Source organism: Pseudomonas sp. Sample_16 (assembly GCF_004307665.1).
Classification (GTDB): domain Bacteria; phylum Pseudomonadota; class Gammaproteobacteria; order Pseudomonadales; family Pseudomonadaceae; genus Aquipseudomonas.
This window is the reverse complement of sequence record NZ_RCOB01000046.1, coordinates 1-13,333: the sequence shown is the minus strand read 5'-3', so window position 1 is coordinate 13,333 and position 13,333 is coordinate 1. Positions and strand designations below refer to the sequence as shown.

The window sequence follows — 13,333 nt, the reverse complement described above, 5'->3', positions numbered from 1 at the left end:
TTGCTGCAACCGCCAACACCCAGCAGGAGCATTTCCATCGGCCGGACACCCAGGTTGCGGCCGCCAGCGTCGGGCGGACCATCCATGACCACGACATGACCGCTACCGGATTCGCCGAGGAACATGGCTTCGCCAGCCCATTGGATGCGTGCCTTCATCGCCAAGACTCCACTGTATAAAAAAGGGTCGCCAGCTTAGCACAGGCCCCGCGGTAGACGGCGGCCTCGTCGTGGGACGCAACCTACGGACTCGTAGGTAATTTCTCGAATAATGTCGGAAGTGTCTGTTAAGCTGACGCCAATTCGCTGACGCATAACCAGCCTTTGCCGCGGCTTGCGCAATTCATAAAAAAATCAAACATACCGTGCAGTTTTTTCGGGATACAACCATGGTTGCTATTGCCCCCACACTCAAGATCAAGAACCTCGATAAGCTGCTGATGCATTGTCAGCGCCGCCGCTATCAGGCCAAGAGCAACATCATCTGCGCCGGAGATCGTTCGGAGACGTTGTTTTTCATCATCAAGGGATCGGTCACCATCCTCATTGAGGATGACGACGGTCGGGAAATGATCATCGCGTATCTCAATACCGGGGATTTCTTCGGCGAGCTGGGCTTGTTCGAGCAGGCGGGTCTGGAACAAGAGCGAAGCGCCTGGGTAAGGGCCAAGGTTGAATGCGAAGTCGCGGAAATCAGCTACGCGAAATTCCGCGAACTGTCGCAGCAGGATCCGGACATCCTTTACGTGCTTAGCGGACAAATCGCACAACGCCTGCGCAATACCACGCGCAAAGTGGGTGACCTGGCGTTTTTCGACGTGACTGGCCGCGTCGCGCGTTGCCTGCTTGAGTTATGCAAACAGCCGGACGCCATGACCCACCCCGACGGCATGCAGATCAAGGTAACGCGTCAGGAAATCGGGCGGATTGTCGGGTGTTCCCGGGAGATGGTAGGTCGCGTGCTCAAGGATCTTGAGGAGCGCAACCTGGTGGACGTCAAAGGCAAGACCATGGTGGTCTTTGGCACACGCTAGGCACTGAACATCTGTTTGAGCATCAGACGGTAGAGCTCGTCCAGACGGGCCAGTGCATCCGGCGCCGTGAATTTCTCGTGCAGGGCGATGTGGCTTTCGGCTCGCACTCGCTGGTCCAGGCCACAAGCCTCGTTGAAACGATTGACCGCCGCGACCATCGACTCTCGTTCGTTATCAATCAACATCGCCCCGTGCACCAGGCCCACCGGACGCTGGCCGCCCTGACTCTGGCGCCAGCGCTGGGCGGTGCCGACCATCTTGCGTCCGTCCAGGTTGACGTTGAAGCGACCGTCGCAAAACGCACCCGCGATTTCACCGAGGGACGAGGTGCCGCCCAACTCATCCAGCAACTGACAGATCGGGTCGCAAAGGCGCCGGTAGCCAGATTCGATACGATTCAAATCGCCTTCGCTGCGTGGCGGTGCGTAAACCAGGGCGATGTTGATTGTTGTGGCTGACTGGGGAACGGGTTCGCCTCCGGTATCGCGCAACAATACCGGCCAGCCCGCTGCTGCCGAGACCTCACAGGCAGCATCGAAGGCCGGAAGACGATTCAAACGGCGTGGCATCACCAAAGCCTGATCGCTGGGTTGCCAGAACAACAGACCGAACTCTGCATCACCGGCACAGACTGATGCCAGCAAGTCTTGTTCGGCTTGCAGGCCGGCTTCGATGGTCAGGGAGACAGGTGAGGTCATAAGGTTTTCCGTAGGACAGGGAGTCTGAGGTGTTTCTTATGCCGCTATCGCGAGCAGGCTCAGTCCTACAGGGGATTGGTTCAGACCAAAATTCCAATGTAGGTGCAAGCTTGCTCGCGATGCTTATTCAGTCAAGTGTTGAACCGCTGACAGGAAGGCCGCGCTCCGGAAAGAACAGGCGCTGCAATTCAGTGCCTGGGCTTTCGGCGCGCATGAACGCCTCGCCGACCAGGAACGCATACACATCGCTGATTTCCATCAATTCGACATCGGCCCGATTGAGGATGCCGCTCTCGGTCACCACCAGACGATCCCGAGGAATGCGCGGCAGCAGGTCGAGGGTGGTTTCCAGGTTGACGTCGAAGGTGTGCAGGTTGCGGTTGTTCACACCAATCAACGGCGTGTCGAGGGTTTTCAAGGCCCGCTCCAGCTCATCGCCGTCATGCACTTCCACCAGCACATCAAGGTTGACGCTTTTGGCGACGGCGGCCAGTTCGGCCATTTTCACGTCGTCCAGCGCGGAGACGATCAACAGCACGCAGTCTGCACCCAGCGCACGGGCTTCCACGATCTGGTACGGATCGATCATGAAATCCTTGCGGATGACCGGCAACTTGCAGGCAGCACGAGCCTGCTGCAGGTACACATCGGCTCCCTGGAAGTAATCGATGTCGGTGAGTACCGACAGGCAGGTGGCCCCTCCCTTTTCGTAGCTTTTAGCGATGTCGGCAGGAACGAAGTTCTCGCGGATCACGCCTTTGCTCGGCGAAGCCTTCTTGATTTCGGCAATGACCGCCGGCTCTTTTTGCTTCGCCTGTTCGATCAATGCCTTGGCAAAACCACGGGGTGCATCGGCCGCCTTGGCCAGGTTTTCCAGCTCGGCGAGGCTTACGCGAGCACTACGCTCGGCAACTTCCTCGACCTTGCGCGCCAGAATCTTTTCCAGAACCGTCGGTACACTCATCCCTCATTCTCCACTTTGAATACCGCGGTAAACGCACCCAACTCCTCGAGCTTTTCCCGAGCGAGACCGGTATGCAGCGCATCGTGCGCCAGGGCAACGCCCTCTTTCAGGCTGCTGGCATGGTCGGCCGCGTACAACGCAGCGCCGGCATTGAGCATGATCATCTCCGCCGCCTTCTGACCGTTTTCGGTCTTGCGCTTGCCCAGGGCATCGCGAATCAGCTCGAGGGACGCCGCCGGGCTTTCCACCGCCAGGCCATGCAGGCTTTGGCTCTTCATGCCCAGGTCTTCCGGCTCGACCCAATACTCGGTGATTTTGTCGTCCTTGAGCTCCGCCACGAAGGTCGGTGCCGCCAGGCTGAACTCATCCAGGCCATCTTTGGAATGCACCACCAGCACATGCTTGCTGCCCAAACGCTGTAGCACTTCGGCCAATGGCCGGCACAATGCCTGGGTGAACACGCCCACTACCTGATGCTTCACACCGGCCGGATTCGTAAGCGGGCCGAGCATGTTGAACAGCGTGCGCAGGCCCAGCTCCTTGCGCGGACCGGCGGCGTGTTTCATGGCGCTGTGATGAGTCTGGGCAAACATGAAGCCGATACCGACGTTGTCGATGCAGCGCGCTACCTGGACCGGCGTCAGGTTCAGGTAAATACCGGCCGCCTCCAGCAAATCGGCACTGCCGCTCTTGCCCGAGACCGCACGGTTACCATGCTTGGCCACGGTGCAACCGGCTGCCGACACCACGAAAGCGGAAGCGGTCGAGACGTTGAAAATGTTGGCGCCATCACCGCCGGTGCCGACCACATCGACCACGCCGTCGAGGGTCTTGAGTTCGACCTTGTCTGCCAATTCGCGCATGACCGACACGGCACCGACGATTTCGTCGATGCTTTCGCTTTTCATGCGCATGGCCATCATGAATGCGCCGATCTGCGCGTCCGTGCATTGGCCGGTCATGATTTCGCGCATGACATCGCGCATCTCATCGGTGCTGAGGTCGAGCTGTTCGACGATACGGCTCAGGGCTGTCTTGATATTCATGAAAAGTCCTTAGCGCGTGCCGCCGGTTTGTTTGAGGAAGTTGGCGAACAACTCGTGGCCCTGCTCGGTGAGGATCGATTCAGGATGGAACTGCACGCCTTCGATGTTCAGAGTCTTGTGACGCAGGCCCATGATCTCGTCGACCGAGCCGTCTTCGAGCTGAGTCCATGCGGTCAGTTCGAGACAATCAGGCAAGGTTTCGCGTTTGACGATCAACGAATGATAGCGCGTGACCGTCAGCGGCATGTTCAGGCCGGCGAAGACGCCCTTGTCTTCGTGGAATACCGGGCTGGTTTTGCCGTGCATGACCTGGCGGGCGCGGACCACATCTCCGCCGAATGCCTGGCCGATGGATTGATGGCCCAGGCACACACCCAGAATCGGCAACTTGCCGGCGAAGTGTTTGATGACGTCAATCGAGACGCCAGCTTCGGTCGGCGTGCAAGGACCTGGAGAAACAACGATGCGCTCGGGGTTGAGGGCTTCGATTTCGGCAACAGTAAGCTCATCGTTGCGCACGACTTTGACCTGGGAGCCCAGCTCACCAAGGTATTGCACAACGTTGTAGGTAAAAGAGTCGTAGTTATCGATCATCAGCAACATGGCGTTAAGAACCTCTTGAATTCACTGACTTGAACAGCCTTCGAAGGATTACCCGCAGCGCCCTGCACTTTGTCGTTCGCTGCAATCGCGCGGCAAGGCGGTATGTCACGGGTTAAGAAGGCAAAGCGGTAAAGATCCGGCCGGGCCGGCAGAAGGATTCAGGCGCGCCAACGCCAACGGGCGTGTGCCTTGATGACTTGATCCAGGAGTTTGCTGACGATCAACACGGGGAAGGTCTCATTTATACGTCCGGGCACAGTAACTTAGCCGAGCGGAGCGTGCAATATGGCGCGAACGAAGCTCAGGTAACAAACGGCGGGTTCGCGCCGAATGGCATCTGCTTCTATAGTTTTTGGCACGATCGTTTCATCCACTAAAACAATAAAAAAACGGACTTGCCCATGCCAGGAAAAACACTGTTCGTACCAATCGCCGGTTGCATGCTTGCAATGGCTTGCGCCCAGGCGATGGCCGCGCCTAATCCTTACTCGAACTTCATCGTGTTTGGCGACAGCCTCAACGATGCAGGACAGTTCACCGATACCGGAGGCCCTCCCGGTTCGACGCTTCGCTTCACTAACCGAACCGGGCCGACTTACCAGGACGGCAGTGGCGAAGTGTATTCCGCCAACTCGACGCAGTTGCTGGGTGCAAGGCTCGGATTTTCCGCGGACGATACTGCCGCGTCGACCTCTGCGGCGCGCGCCAGCCAAGGGTTGCCCGATGGCAATAACTGGGCCGTGGGCGGCTACCGCACCGACCAGATCCTCAGTTCAATCACTACCGTCTCCGCCACTGGCGAGCGCACCCGAGCTGGCTATCTACCGACCAACAACTTGCGCGCCGATCCGAACGCCCTGTACTACCTCTCCGGCGGCGGCAACGATTTTCTCCAGGGACGGGTGCAAAGTGGCGCTCAGGCCAATGCCGCTGCGGACCGCCTGGCCAACAGCGCTCAGGTCCTGCAAACCGCCGGTGCCCGTTACATCATGGTCTGGCTGCTGCCTGACCTGGGTCTGACCCCGGCTATCAACGGCACCCCGCTGCAGACGCCCTCCTCGCAACTGAGTGCGGCCTTCAACCGGCAACTGGTCAATCGGCTGGCGGGCATCGATGCGCAAATCATCCCGTTGAATATTCCATTGCTGTTGCAGGAAACCTTCGCCGACCCCGCGCGATTCGGCCTGGCCACCGGCCAGAACTTGACTGCCACGTGCTTCAGCGGCGATGGCTGCACCGAAAACGCTGCCTTTGGTATCAACAGCGCCACGCCGGACCCGAGCAAGCTGATCTACAACGATGGCGTTCACCCGACTGAAACGGGGCAAAAGTTGATTTCCGACTACGCCTATTCCTTGCTCGCCGCGCCTTGGGAACTGACGCTGCTGCCAGAAATGGCCCACGCGACCTTACGCGCCCACCAGGACGAACTACGCAGCCAATGGCAATCGGACTGGGAAAATTGGCAGGCGGTCGGGCAATGGCGTGCGATCGTCGCCGGCGGCGGTCAGCACGTTGATGTCGATAGTCAAAACAGCGGCGCCAGCGCGGATGGCAGTGGCTATAACTTGAATATTGGCGGCAGTTATCGTCTTGACGACGCCTGGCGCGTGGGTGTGGCGGCAGGGTTCTATCGACAGAATCTGGAGGCCGGCGATAACGATTCAGACTACAAACTCAACAGTTACCTGGCGACCGTGTTTGCCCAATTCCAACAGAACCGCTGGTGGGCCGATGCCGCGTTGACCGGTGGCAAGCTCGATTACGACGACCTCAAACGCAAATTCGATCTGGGTGCCAGCGAAGGCTCGGAAAAAGGCGATACCGATGGCTATCTCTGGGCTTTCGGTGCACGGGTTGGCTATGACATTGCGCAGCCGGGCAGCGACTGGCACCTGTCGCCGTTCATCAGCGCCGACTACGCGAAGGTTGAAGTCGACGGTTATTCGGAAAATGACAACCGCTCCACGGCTTTGACCTTTGACGACCAGAAACGCGATTCAAAACGTCTCGGCGCCGGGCTGCAGGGCAAATACCAGATCACCCCTCAAACCCTGGTGTTCGGTGAATATGCCTATGAGCGCGAGTATGAAGATGATGTGCAGAAGGTGAATATCGCGCTCAATAGCCTGCCAACCCTCGACTTCACGCTTGATGGTTATACGCCGCAAAGCCACCTGAACCGCGTGAGTCTGGGCGTGAGCCACAAGTTGACGGCTGACCTGGCGTTGCGCGGTGGCTACACGTTCCGCAAGGATGATGACTTTACCCAGCAAGGGCTTACCGTCGGGGTTGCGCTGGACTTCTGATCCGGCAAACAGCAGGCACAAAAAACGCGGCACCCTCTCGGGTGACGCGTTTTTCTAATGCCGGTGAGTTCCTTGTGAAAACTCAGCTTGCCGGGGTTTGCTCGGCCAGGGCCACGGCACGGAACATCGCGCGGCGCTTGTTCAGGGTTTCTTCCCATTCCAGCGCCGGCACCGAGTCGGCGACGATGCCGCCACCGGCCTGCACGTGCAGTTCGCCGTTCTTGATCACCGCCGTGCGGATCGCAATGGCGGTGTCCATGTTGCCGTTCCAGGCGAAGTAGCCGACAGCACCGCCATAGACGCCGCGTTTGACCGGCTCCAGCTCGTCGATGATTTCCATCGCACGGATCTTCGGAGCACCGGACAGCGTGCCCGCCGGCAGAATCGCCCGCAGTGCGTCCATCGCCGTCAAACCGGCCTTCAATTGCCCGGTGACGTTGGACACGATGTGCATCACGTTGGAATAACGCTCAATGACCATCTTCTCGGTGAGCTTCACCGAACCGACTTCAGAGACCCGCCCCGTGTCGTTACGGCCCAGGTCGATCAGCATCAGGTGTTCAGCGATTTCCTTGTCATCGGACAGCAGGTCTTTTTCCAGCGCCAGGTCCGCTTCTTCATTGGCTCCGCGTGGGCGGGTGCCGGCAATCGGGCGCACAGTGATCAGGTTGTCTTCGACCCGCACCAACACTTCCGGCGAACTGCCGACGACGTGAAAGTCACCGAAGTTGAAGAAGTACATGTAAGGCGTCGGGTTGAAGCAACGCAGCGCACGGTACAGATCGATCGGCGCAGCCTTGAAGTCGATCGACATGCGCTGGGACGGCACGACCTGCATGCAGTCACCGGCCAGGATGTATTCCTTGATGGTGTCGACGGCTTTTTCGTAATCGTCCTGGGTGAAACTGGAGCGGAACACAGGGTCGGCGGCTTGCTGCTTGCTGAAATCCAGGCCACGGCGCGGGGTGATCGGCTGACGGAGTTTTTCCAGCAGCTCTTCCAGACGGGCGCGGCCTTGCTCGAAAGCGTCTTCCTGTGCCGGGTCAGCCAGGACGATGGCGTGCATCTTGCCCGCGAGGTTGTCGAACACAACCACCGCATCGGACACCATCAGCAGGATGTCCGGTACGCCCAGTGGGTCCGGGTTCGGGCACTTGCCCAGACGCTTCTCCACATAACGCACGCAGTCGTAACCGAAATAACCCACCAGACCACCATTGAAACGCGGCAGGCCAGCAATGCTCGGCACGTTGTAGCGCGCCTTGAAGGTTTCGACGAAGGCCAACGGGTCTTCAACGTCGTGGCTTTCGGTCTCGATGCCATCGACGGTGACGCTGACGTGATGATCGTGAACCCGCATCACGGTGCGGCATGGCAAACCGATGATCGAGTAACGGCCCCACTTCTCACCGCCCTGCACCGACTCCAGCAGGTAGGAATTGGGCTCGTCGGCCAGTTTCAGGTAGATCGACAGCGGCGTATCGAAGTCGGCCAGGGTTTCGCAGGCAAGCGGGATGCGGTTGTAGCCGGCAGCGGCCAAACGCAGGAATTCTTCGCGGATCATGATGTGCCTCGTGGCTTGAGGGTCTAACAGTCAGGTATGCAAACGCGCCGGGGAGCCGGCCAGGATCAAGTCAGGCGCGCCAACGCCAGCGGGCCAGGGCCTTGATGACTTTCATCCAGAGTTTGCGAGTGACCACCACGATGGGATTTCCAGGAGGGGATTGAACAGCGTCGGGCAACGTTATCTCAGCGGCAGGATCCAGGCAACCGGGAATTAACTTGCGCAGATCGTCGATCACCAGAGCCGGCGACTCTTCGGCAATCGGCCGGCCATGGTTGTAGCCGTAGCTCAATGCCACACACTTGACCCCTGCTGCCTTCGCCGCCAGCACATCACTGCGCGAATCGCCGACGAACAAGGACTGCGACGCCGGGATGTTGGTCATTTTCATCACGAAAAACAGCGCGGCCGGGTCCGGTTTTTTCTGTGGCAGGGTGTCACCGCCAATGATCAGTCGAAAGTAACGGCCGATTTTCAGCTGATCGAGCAACGGTGCGACGAAGCGCTCCGGCTTGTTGGTGATCAAGGCCATCTCGACGCCCTGCTTTTGCAGCCACTTCAGGGTATCGCGAACGCCGGGGTAGACCACCGTCAACTCATGGCTTGCGCCGTAAGCCTGCATGAAAATTTCCAATGCCCGCTCGGCTTCGTCATTGTCGACTTTAGAATGATCCAGACCACCGGCCAGCGCACGACGCACCAGCACCGGGGCGCCGTTGCCGACCCACTCGCGCACCGACGCGATACCGGCCGGTGCGCGACCGAGTTTGAGCAGCATGTTATCCACAGCGGCCGCGAGGTCGGGGACCGAATCGATCAGCGTGCCATCCAGATCGAACATCACCAGCCTTGGCAGGCTTCCCGGGAACAGCTGCTCAAAACCACTCATGGGCGAGCCAGCGCCAATTCGGAACGCATCTTGTCGATGACTTCCTGATAGTTCGGCGCATTGAAGATGGCCGAGCCGGCGACGAAGGTATCGGCGCCTGCCGCAGCGATTTCGCGGATGTTGCTGACGTTCACGCCGCCATCGATCTCCAGGCGAATGTCGCGACCGGAGGCATCGATCAATGCGCGTGCTTCGCGCAGCTTGTCGAGGGTACCCGGGATGAACTTCTGCCCGCCGAAGCCCGGGTTGACACTCATCAGCAGGATCATGTCGACCTTGTCCATCACGTACTTGAGCACGTCGAGCGGGGTCGCCGGGTTGAACACCAGGCCCGACTTGCAGCCGCCTTCGCGGATCAGTTGCAGGGAACGGTCGACGTGCTGCGTGGCTTCCGGGTGGAAGGTGATGTAGGTCGCGCCAGCTTCGATGAAGTCACCGACGATGCGATCCACCGGACTGACCATCAGGTGCGCGTCGATCGGCGCGGTCACGCCATATTTGCGCAACGCCGCACAGACCATCGGGCCGATGGTCAGGTTGGGCACGTAGTGGTTGTCCATGACATCGAAGTGCACGAAGTCGGCGCCGGCGGCCAGGACATTGTCCACTTCTTCACCCAGGCGGGCGAAGTCGGCGGAGAGAATCGACGGAGCAATTACGAAGGGCTGCATGACGCACCTTTTCTGAGCAAAATCACGATGGCGCGCATTGTATACCTCATGCTTTGGCGCGCGCACCGTGAGCGCGATGATCAGTAGGCAGCGCGGTAGATCTTCTCGATATCAATCGCGCTCAATTTGCGCGGATTGTTGCGCATCAAGCGTTCAATGCCCGCGGCTTCCACAGCCATGGCGGGGATGGCATCCTCAGGCACCCCGAAACTGCGCAGACCCGCGGGGATTTCCACCGCTGCACACAATTCGGTCATGGCTTGCACGGCTTTATCGGCCGCCTCATTGACGCTCAACTGCGCGGTCTTCACGCCCATGGCCTCGGCGATATCCTGCATGCGTTCGACGCACGCCATTTTGTTCCAGGTCATGACATAGGGCAGCAGCAAGGCATTGCTGACGCCATGGGCAATATTGAAGCGACCACCCAACGGATAGGCCAGCGCATGCACCGCGCCGACTCCAGCATTGCCGAACGCCATACCGGCCATCAGGCTGGCGGTAGCCATGTCCTCACGGGCTTGCAGGTTGGACGGATTGGCGTAGGCCTTTGGCAAAGCCTGGGCGATCAGCTTGATCGCGCCGATGGCCAGGGCATCGGTGATCGGCGAGGCATTGACCGACAGGTAGGATTCGATGGCATGCACCAAGGCATCGACGCCACTGGCGGCGGTGACACTGCGCGGGCAGGTCAGGGTCATTTGCGGACTGACGAGTGCCACGTCCGGCAACAGGTAATCGCTGACGATGCCCTTCTTCAATTGCGCGACCTTGTCGGAAAGGATCGCCACATTGGTCACTTCTGAACCCGTACCGGCGGTGGTCGGGATCGCGATCAGCGGCGGGCCTTTGCGCGGTACCTGGTCGACGCCGAACAAATCCTCCAGCGCGCCGTGATAACCGGCATACGCCGCAACACTCTTGGCAATATCGATGGCACTGCCGCCACCCAGGCCGATCAAGCCGTCATGCCCGCCTTCGCGGTAGACCCGCATGCAGTCTTCGACAATGGCGATTTCCGGATCGGGCAGCACCCGGTCGAAGATCTCGTAGGTTCGATCCCCCAACTGCGCCAGCGCCAGCTCTACGGTGCCGGACCTGACCAGCGCAGCGTCGGTGACGATCAGCGGGTTGTCGATGTCCAGTCGAGTGAGCTCGGCCGACAGTTGCTCGATGGCCCCTGCGCCGGTGATCAGTTTGTGAGCGATTTTGAAAGAGGAAAGACTCATGTGCGCAGCCTCTTATAGATAGGGGAGCTGGGCACAATAGTAGCTGGGGATTGGGGGTTGTCTGCCATTCAGGTCATGAATGAGCGAGCCTGTAGCACGATCGTTCCCACGCTCCGCGTGGGAATGCCTCAACGGACGCTCCGCGTTCGGCTCTGGATTGAGACGCGGAGCGTCCCGGGCTGCGTTCCCACGCGGAGCGTGGGAACGATCATCGCTGGCCGTCAAACCTGCGCGGTACGCAGTTTCTCGCTACGGCCACGCAGCCATTCCAGGGTCAGCAGCAGGATTACCGAGAAGGCGATCAGCAGCGTCGCGGCGGCGGCGATGGTCGGGCTGAGGTTTTCGCGGATACCGCTGAACATCTGACGTGGCAAGGTCGCTTGCTCGGGGCCAGCGAGAAACAGGGTCACCACGACTTCATCGAAGGACGTCGCGAAGGCGAACAGCGCACCGGAAATCACCCCCGGTGCGATCAACGGCAACGTCACTCGCCGGAACGCGACCAGTGGCGAAGCACCGAGGCTCGCAGCGGCACGCACCAGATTGTGGTTGAAGCCCTGCAAGGTCGCCGACACCGTGATGATCACAAACGGCACGCCCAGCACCGCATGCACCACGATCAGCGAGAAGAAGCTGTTGCCCAGCCCCAATGGCGCGAAGAACAGATAACTGGCCACACCGATGATCACCACCGGCACCACCATCGGCGAAATCACCAGCGCCATCACCAGCGCCTTGCCCGGGAAGTCACCACGGGTCAGGCCGATGGCCGCCAGCGTCCCGAAGATCATTGCCAGCACCGTCGCCGCGGGAGCGACGATGATGCTGTTCTTCAGGGCGCGCATCCATTCCGCCGACGCGAAGAAATCGTGATACCACTGCAGCGAGAAGCCTTGCAGCGGGTACACCAGGAAACTGCCGGAGTTGAACGACAGCGGAATGATCACCAGCACCGGCAGGATCAGGAACAACAGAATCAAGCCGCAGAGAATCCGCAAGCTGTAGAACCACACCCGTTCGATGGGCGACATGTAAGGACTCAGCATTTCGTTCTCCCCTTAGCTCAGGCGCAGGCGGCTCGCGCCCACCAGCCAGCTGTAAATCAGATAAAGCACGACCGTCGCCAGCAACAGCAGGCCGCCCAGCGCGGTCGCCATGCCCCAGTTGATGCTGGTGTTGGTGTAGAACGCGACGAAGTAGCTGACCATTTGATCGTTCGGGCTGCCCAGCAACGCCGGGGTGATGTAGTAGCCGATGGCGAGGATGAACACCAACAGGCAACCGGCGCCGACACCGGCATAGGTCTGCGGGAAGTACACCCGCCAGAAACTGGCGAACGGATGACAACCGAGGGAAATCGCGGCGCGCATGTAGGTCGGCGAGATGCCTTTCATCACGCTATAGATCGGCAGGATCATGAATGGCAGCAGGATGTGCACCATCGAGATGTAGACCCCGACGCGGTTGAACACCAGTTCGATCGGCTTGTCGATGATGCCCATGGCCATCAGACCGCTGTTGATCAGGCCACCCGATTGCAGCAACACGATCCACGCGGCGACCCGTACCAGAATCGAGGTCCAGAACGGCAGCAGCACCAGAATCATCAGCAGGTTGCTCTGGCGCGACGGCAGGTTCGCCAGCAGGTAAGCCAGTGGATAGGCCAATACCAGGCAGATCACGGTGATGATCAGGCCCATCCAGAAGGTACGGGCGAAGATGTCGAGGTAGATCGCCTGGTCCGGAGTGGCCGGGGCGATTTCGCCGAGGTCGTCGATACGGTGATCGACGGCGGCCAGCAAGTAGTACGGGGTAATGCTGCTGGTGTTGCGACGTACCGCTTGCCAGTAGGCCGGATCGCCCCAGCGCTCATCGAGACCTTCCAGCGCTTCTTTATAAGAGGCCGGCTCGGTGGCAAGCGGCAAGGCGCGGGCGGTTTTGGTCAGCAGGCTGCGGTAGCCGGCCAGTTCCATGTTCAGGCGCTTGGACAAATCGCCCAGCGTTTGATTCTTGCGGGCTTCGGCGAGGTCTTCGGCGGCCGCTTTGTAAACCGGTTCAGCGGGCAGGCCGCGGCCGTCCCAGCTGGCGATGGCGGACACGGTGCGCGGCATGCCGCCGACCACTTCCGGGTTGCCCACGCTTTTGTAGAGCAGCGCCACGATCGGCACCAGGAACACCAGCAACAGAAACAGCACCAATGGCGCGATCAGTGCCTGGGCCTTCCAGCGGTTGACCCGCTCGGCATGCTTGAGCCGCTGCTTCAAGGTGGGGTCAGTACCCGCGTTCACGGGAACGGCGATAGCCATGGCGTACTCCGGAAATCTTTG

12 protein-coding genes and 1 pseudogene are annotated in these 13,333 nt (G+C 59.9%); 2 read left to right on the top strand and 11 right to left on the bottom strand.

The features are described from left to right. Positions 1-158: pseudogene (locus D8U69_RS06260) on the bottom strand (peroxiredoxin); the annotation flags it as partial. Positions 159-388: 230 nt separating this feature from the next. Here D8U69_RS06260 and crp point away from each other — a divergent pair. After that, the gene (gene crp / locus D8U69_RS06255; RefSeq protein WP_056853515.1) at positions 389-1,033 is read left to right on the top strand and encodes a cAMP-activated global transcriptional regulator CRP; all 645 of its coding nucleotides are present in this window, start codon (positions 389-391) and stop codon (positions 1,031-1,033) included. Here the strand turns inward: crp and D8U69_RS06250 are convergent. The 4 genes from D8U69_RS06250 to D8U69_RS06235 form a co-directional block, all read right to left on the bottom strand. After that, positions 1,030-1,731, bottom strand: a complete 702-nt coding sequence (locus D8U69_RS06250; protein ID WP_056853516.1) for a lipoate--protein ligase family protein — start codon at positions 1,729-1,731, stop codon at positions 1,030-1,032. The two genes, crp and D8U69_RS06250, sit on opposite strands and share 4 nt — an antisense overlap. Positions 1,732-1,858: 127 nt before the next feature. Next, positions 1,859-2,695: an indole-3-glycerol phosphate synthase TrpC gene (gene trpC, locus D8U69_RS06245; RefSeq protein WP_056853517.1), complete on the bottom strand. Its 837-nt coding sequence runs from the start codon at positions 2,693-2,695 to the stop codon at positions 1,859-1,861. Next, positions 2,692-3,741: an anthranilate phosphoribosyltransferase gene (gene trpD, locus D8U69_RS06240; protein ID WP_056853518.1), complete on the bottom strand. Its 1,050-nt coding sequence runs from the start codon at positions 3,739-3,741 to the stop codon at positions 2,692-2,694. The genes trpC and trpD overlap by 4 nt, the downstream gene beginning before the upstream one ends. 9 nt (positions 3,742-3,750) lie before the next feature. Further along, positions 3,751-4,344 (bottom strand): aminodeoxychorismate/anthranilate synthase component II, encoded by a 594-nt coding sequence (locus D8U69_RS06235; protein ID WP_056853519.1) that lies wholly within the window; start codon positions 4,342-4,344, stop codon positions 3,751-3,753. Positions 4,345-4,745: 401 nt separating this feature from the next. On the opposite strand from D8U69_RS06235, the gene estP reads away from it, so the two are divergent. Further along, the gene (gene estP, locus D8U69_RS06230) at positions 4,746-6,653 is read left to right on the top strand and encodes an esterase EstP (protein ID WP_130906942.1); all 1,908 of its coding nucleotides are present in this window, start codon (positions 4,746-4,748) and stop codon (positions 6,651-6,653) included. Between the two features lie 82 nt (positions 6,654-6,735). On the opposite strand, the gene trpE is transcribed toward estP, so the two are convergent. The 6 genes from trpE to D8U69_RS06200 form a co-directional block, all read right to left on the bottom strand. Continuing rightward, on the bottom strand, positions 6,736-8,217 hold the full coding sequence (gene trpE, locus D8U69_RS06225) for an anthranilate synthase component I (protein ID WP_056853522.1): 1,482 nt from the start codon (positions 8,215-8,217) through the stop codon (positions 6,736-6,738). A 70-nt stretch (positions 8,218-8,287) separates the two neighbouring features. Continuing rightward, positions 8,288-9,106 (bottom strand): phosphoglycolate phosphatase, encoded by an 819-nt coding sequence (locus D8U69_RS06220; RefSeq protein ID WP_056853523.1) that lies wholly within the window; start codon positions 9,104-9,106, stop codon positions 8,288-8,290. Beyond that, positions 9,103-9,777 carry a ribulose-phosphate 3-epimerase gene (gene rpe, locus D8U69_RS06215; protein ID WP_056853524.1) on the bottom strand — a complete coding sequence of 225 codons (675 nt, stop codon included), beginning with the start codon at positions 9,775-9,777 and terminating at the stop codon, positions 9,103-9,105. The genes D8U69_RS06220 and rpe overlap by 4 nt, the downstream gene beginning before the upstream one ends. A gap of 80 nt (positions 9,778-9,857) precedes the next feature. Further along, positions 9,858-11,006 carry an iron-containing alcohol dehydrogenase gene (locus D8U69_RS06210; protein ID WP_130906941.1) on the bottom strand — a complete coding sequence of 383 codons (1,149 nt, stop codon included), beginning with the start codon at positions 11,004-11,006 and terminating at the stop codon, positions 9,858-9,860. A 221-nt stretch (positions 11,007-11,227) separates the two neighbouring features. Further along, complete coding sequence (locus D8U69_RS06205) at positions 11,228-12,052, bottom strand: ABC transporter permease (protein ID WP_130905963.1); 825 nt, start codon at positions 12,050-12,052, stop codon at positions 11,228-11,230. 12 nt (positions 12,053-12,064) lie between these two features. Next, complete coding sequence (locus tag D8U69_RS06200; RefSeq protein WP_056853527.1) at positions 12,065-13,312, bottom strand: ABC transporter permease; 1,248 nt, start codon at positions 13,310-13,312, stop codon at positions 12,065-12,067. Positions 13,313-13,333 lie beyond the last annotated feature (21 nt).

Bases quoted from the DNA above. Each gene is read 5' to 3' on its own strand.
- trpE (WP_056853522.1), bottom strand. From the start codon at position 8,217: ATGATCCGCGAAGAATTCCTGCGTTTGGCCGCTGCCGGCTACAACCGC.
- trpC (WP_056853517.1), bottom strand. From the start codon at position 2,695: ATGAGTGTACCGACGGTTCTGGAAAAGATTCTGGCGCGCAAGGTCGAG.
- D8U69_RS06220 (WP_056853523.1), bottom strand. From the start codon at position 9,106: ATGAGTGGTTTTGAGCAGCTGTTCCCGGGAAGCCTGCCAAGGCTGGTG.
- D8U69_RS06210 (WP_130906941.1), bottom strand. From the start codon at position 11,006: ATGAGTCTTTCCTCTTTCAAAATCGCTCACAAACTGATCACCGGCGCA.
- D8U69_RS06200 (WP_056853527.1), bottom strand. From the start codon at position 13,312: ATGGCTATCGCCGTTCCCGTGAACGCGGGTACTGACCCCACCTTGAAG.
- rpe (WP_056853524.1), bottom strand. From the start codon at position 9,777: ATGCAGCCCTTCGTAATTGCTCCGTCGATTCTCTCCGCCGACTTCGCC.
- crp (WP_056853515.1), top strand. From the start codon at position 389: ATGGTTGCTATTGCCCCCACACTCAAGATCAAGAACCTCGATAAGCTG.
- trpD (WP_056853518.1), bottom strand. From the start codon at position 3,741: ATGAATATCAAGACAGCCCTGAGCCGTATCGTCGAACAGCTCGACCTC.
- D8U69_RS06250 (WP_056853516.1), bottom strand. From the start codon at position 1,731: ATGACCTCACCTGTCTCCCTGACCATCGAAGCCGGCCTGCAAGCCGAA.
- estP (WP_130906942.1), top strand. From the start codon at position 4,746: ATGCCAGGAAAAACACTGTTCGTACCAATCGCCGGTTGCATGCTTGCA.
- D8U69_RS06235 (WP_056853519.1), bottom strand. From the start codon at position 4,344: ATGTTGCTGATGATCGATAACTACGACTCTTTTACCTACAACGTTGTG.
- D8U69_RS06205 (WP_130905963.1), bottom strand. From the start codon at position 12,052: ATGCTGAGTCCTTACATGTCGCCCATCGAACGGGTGTGGTTCTACAGC.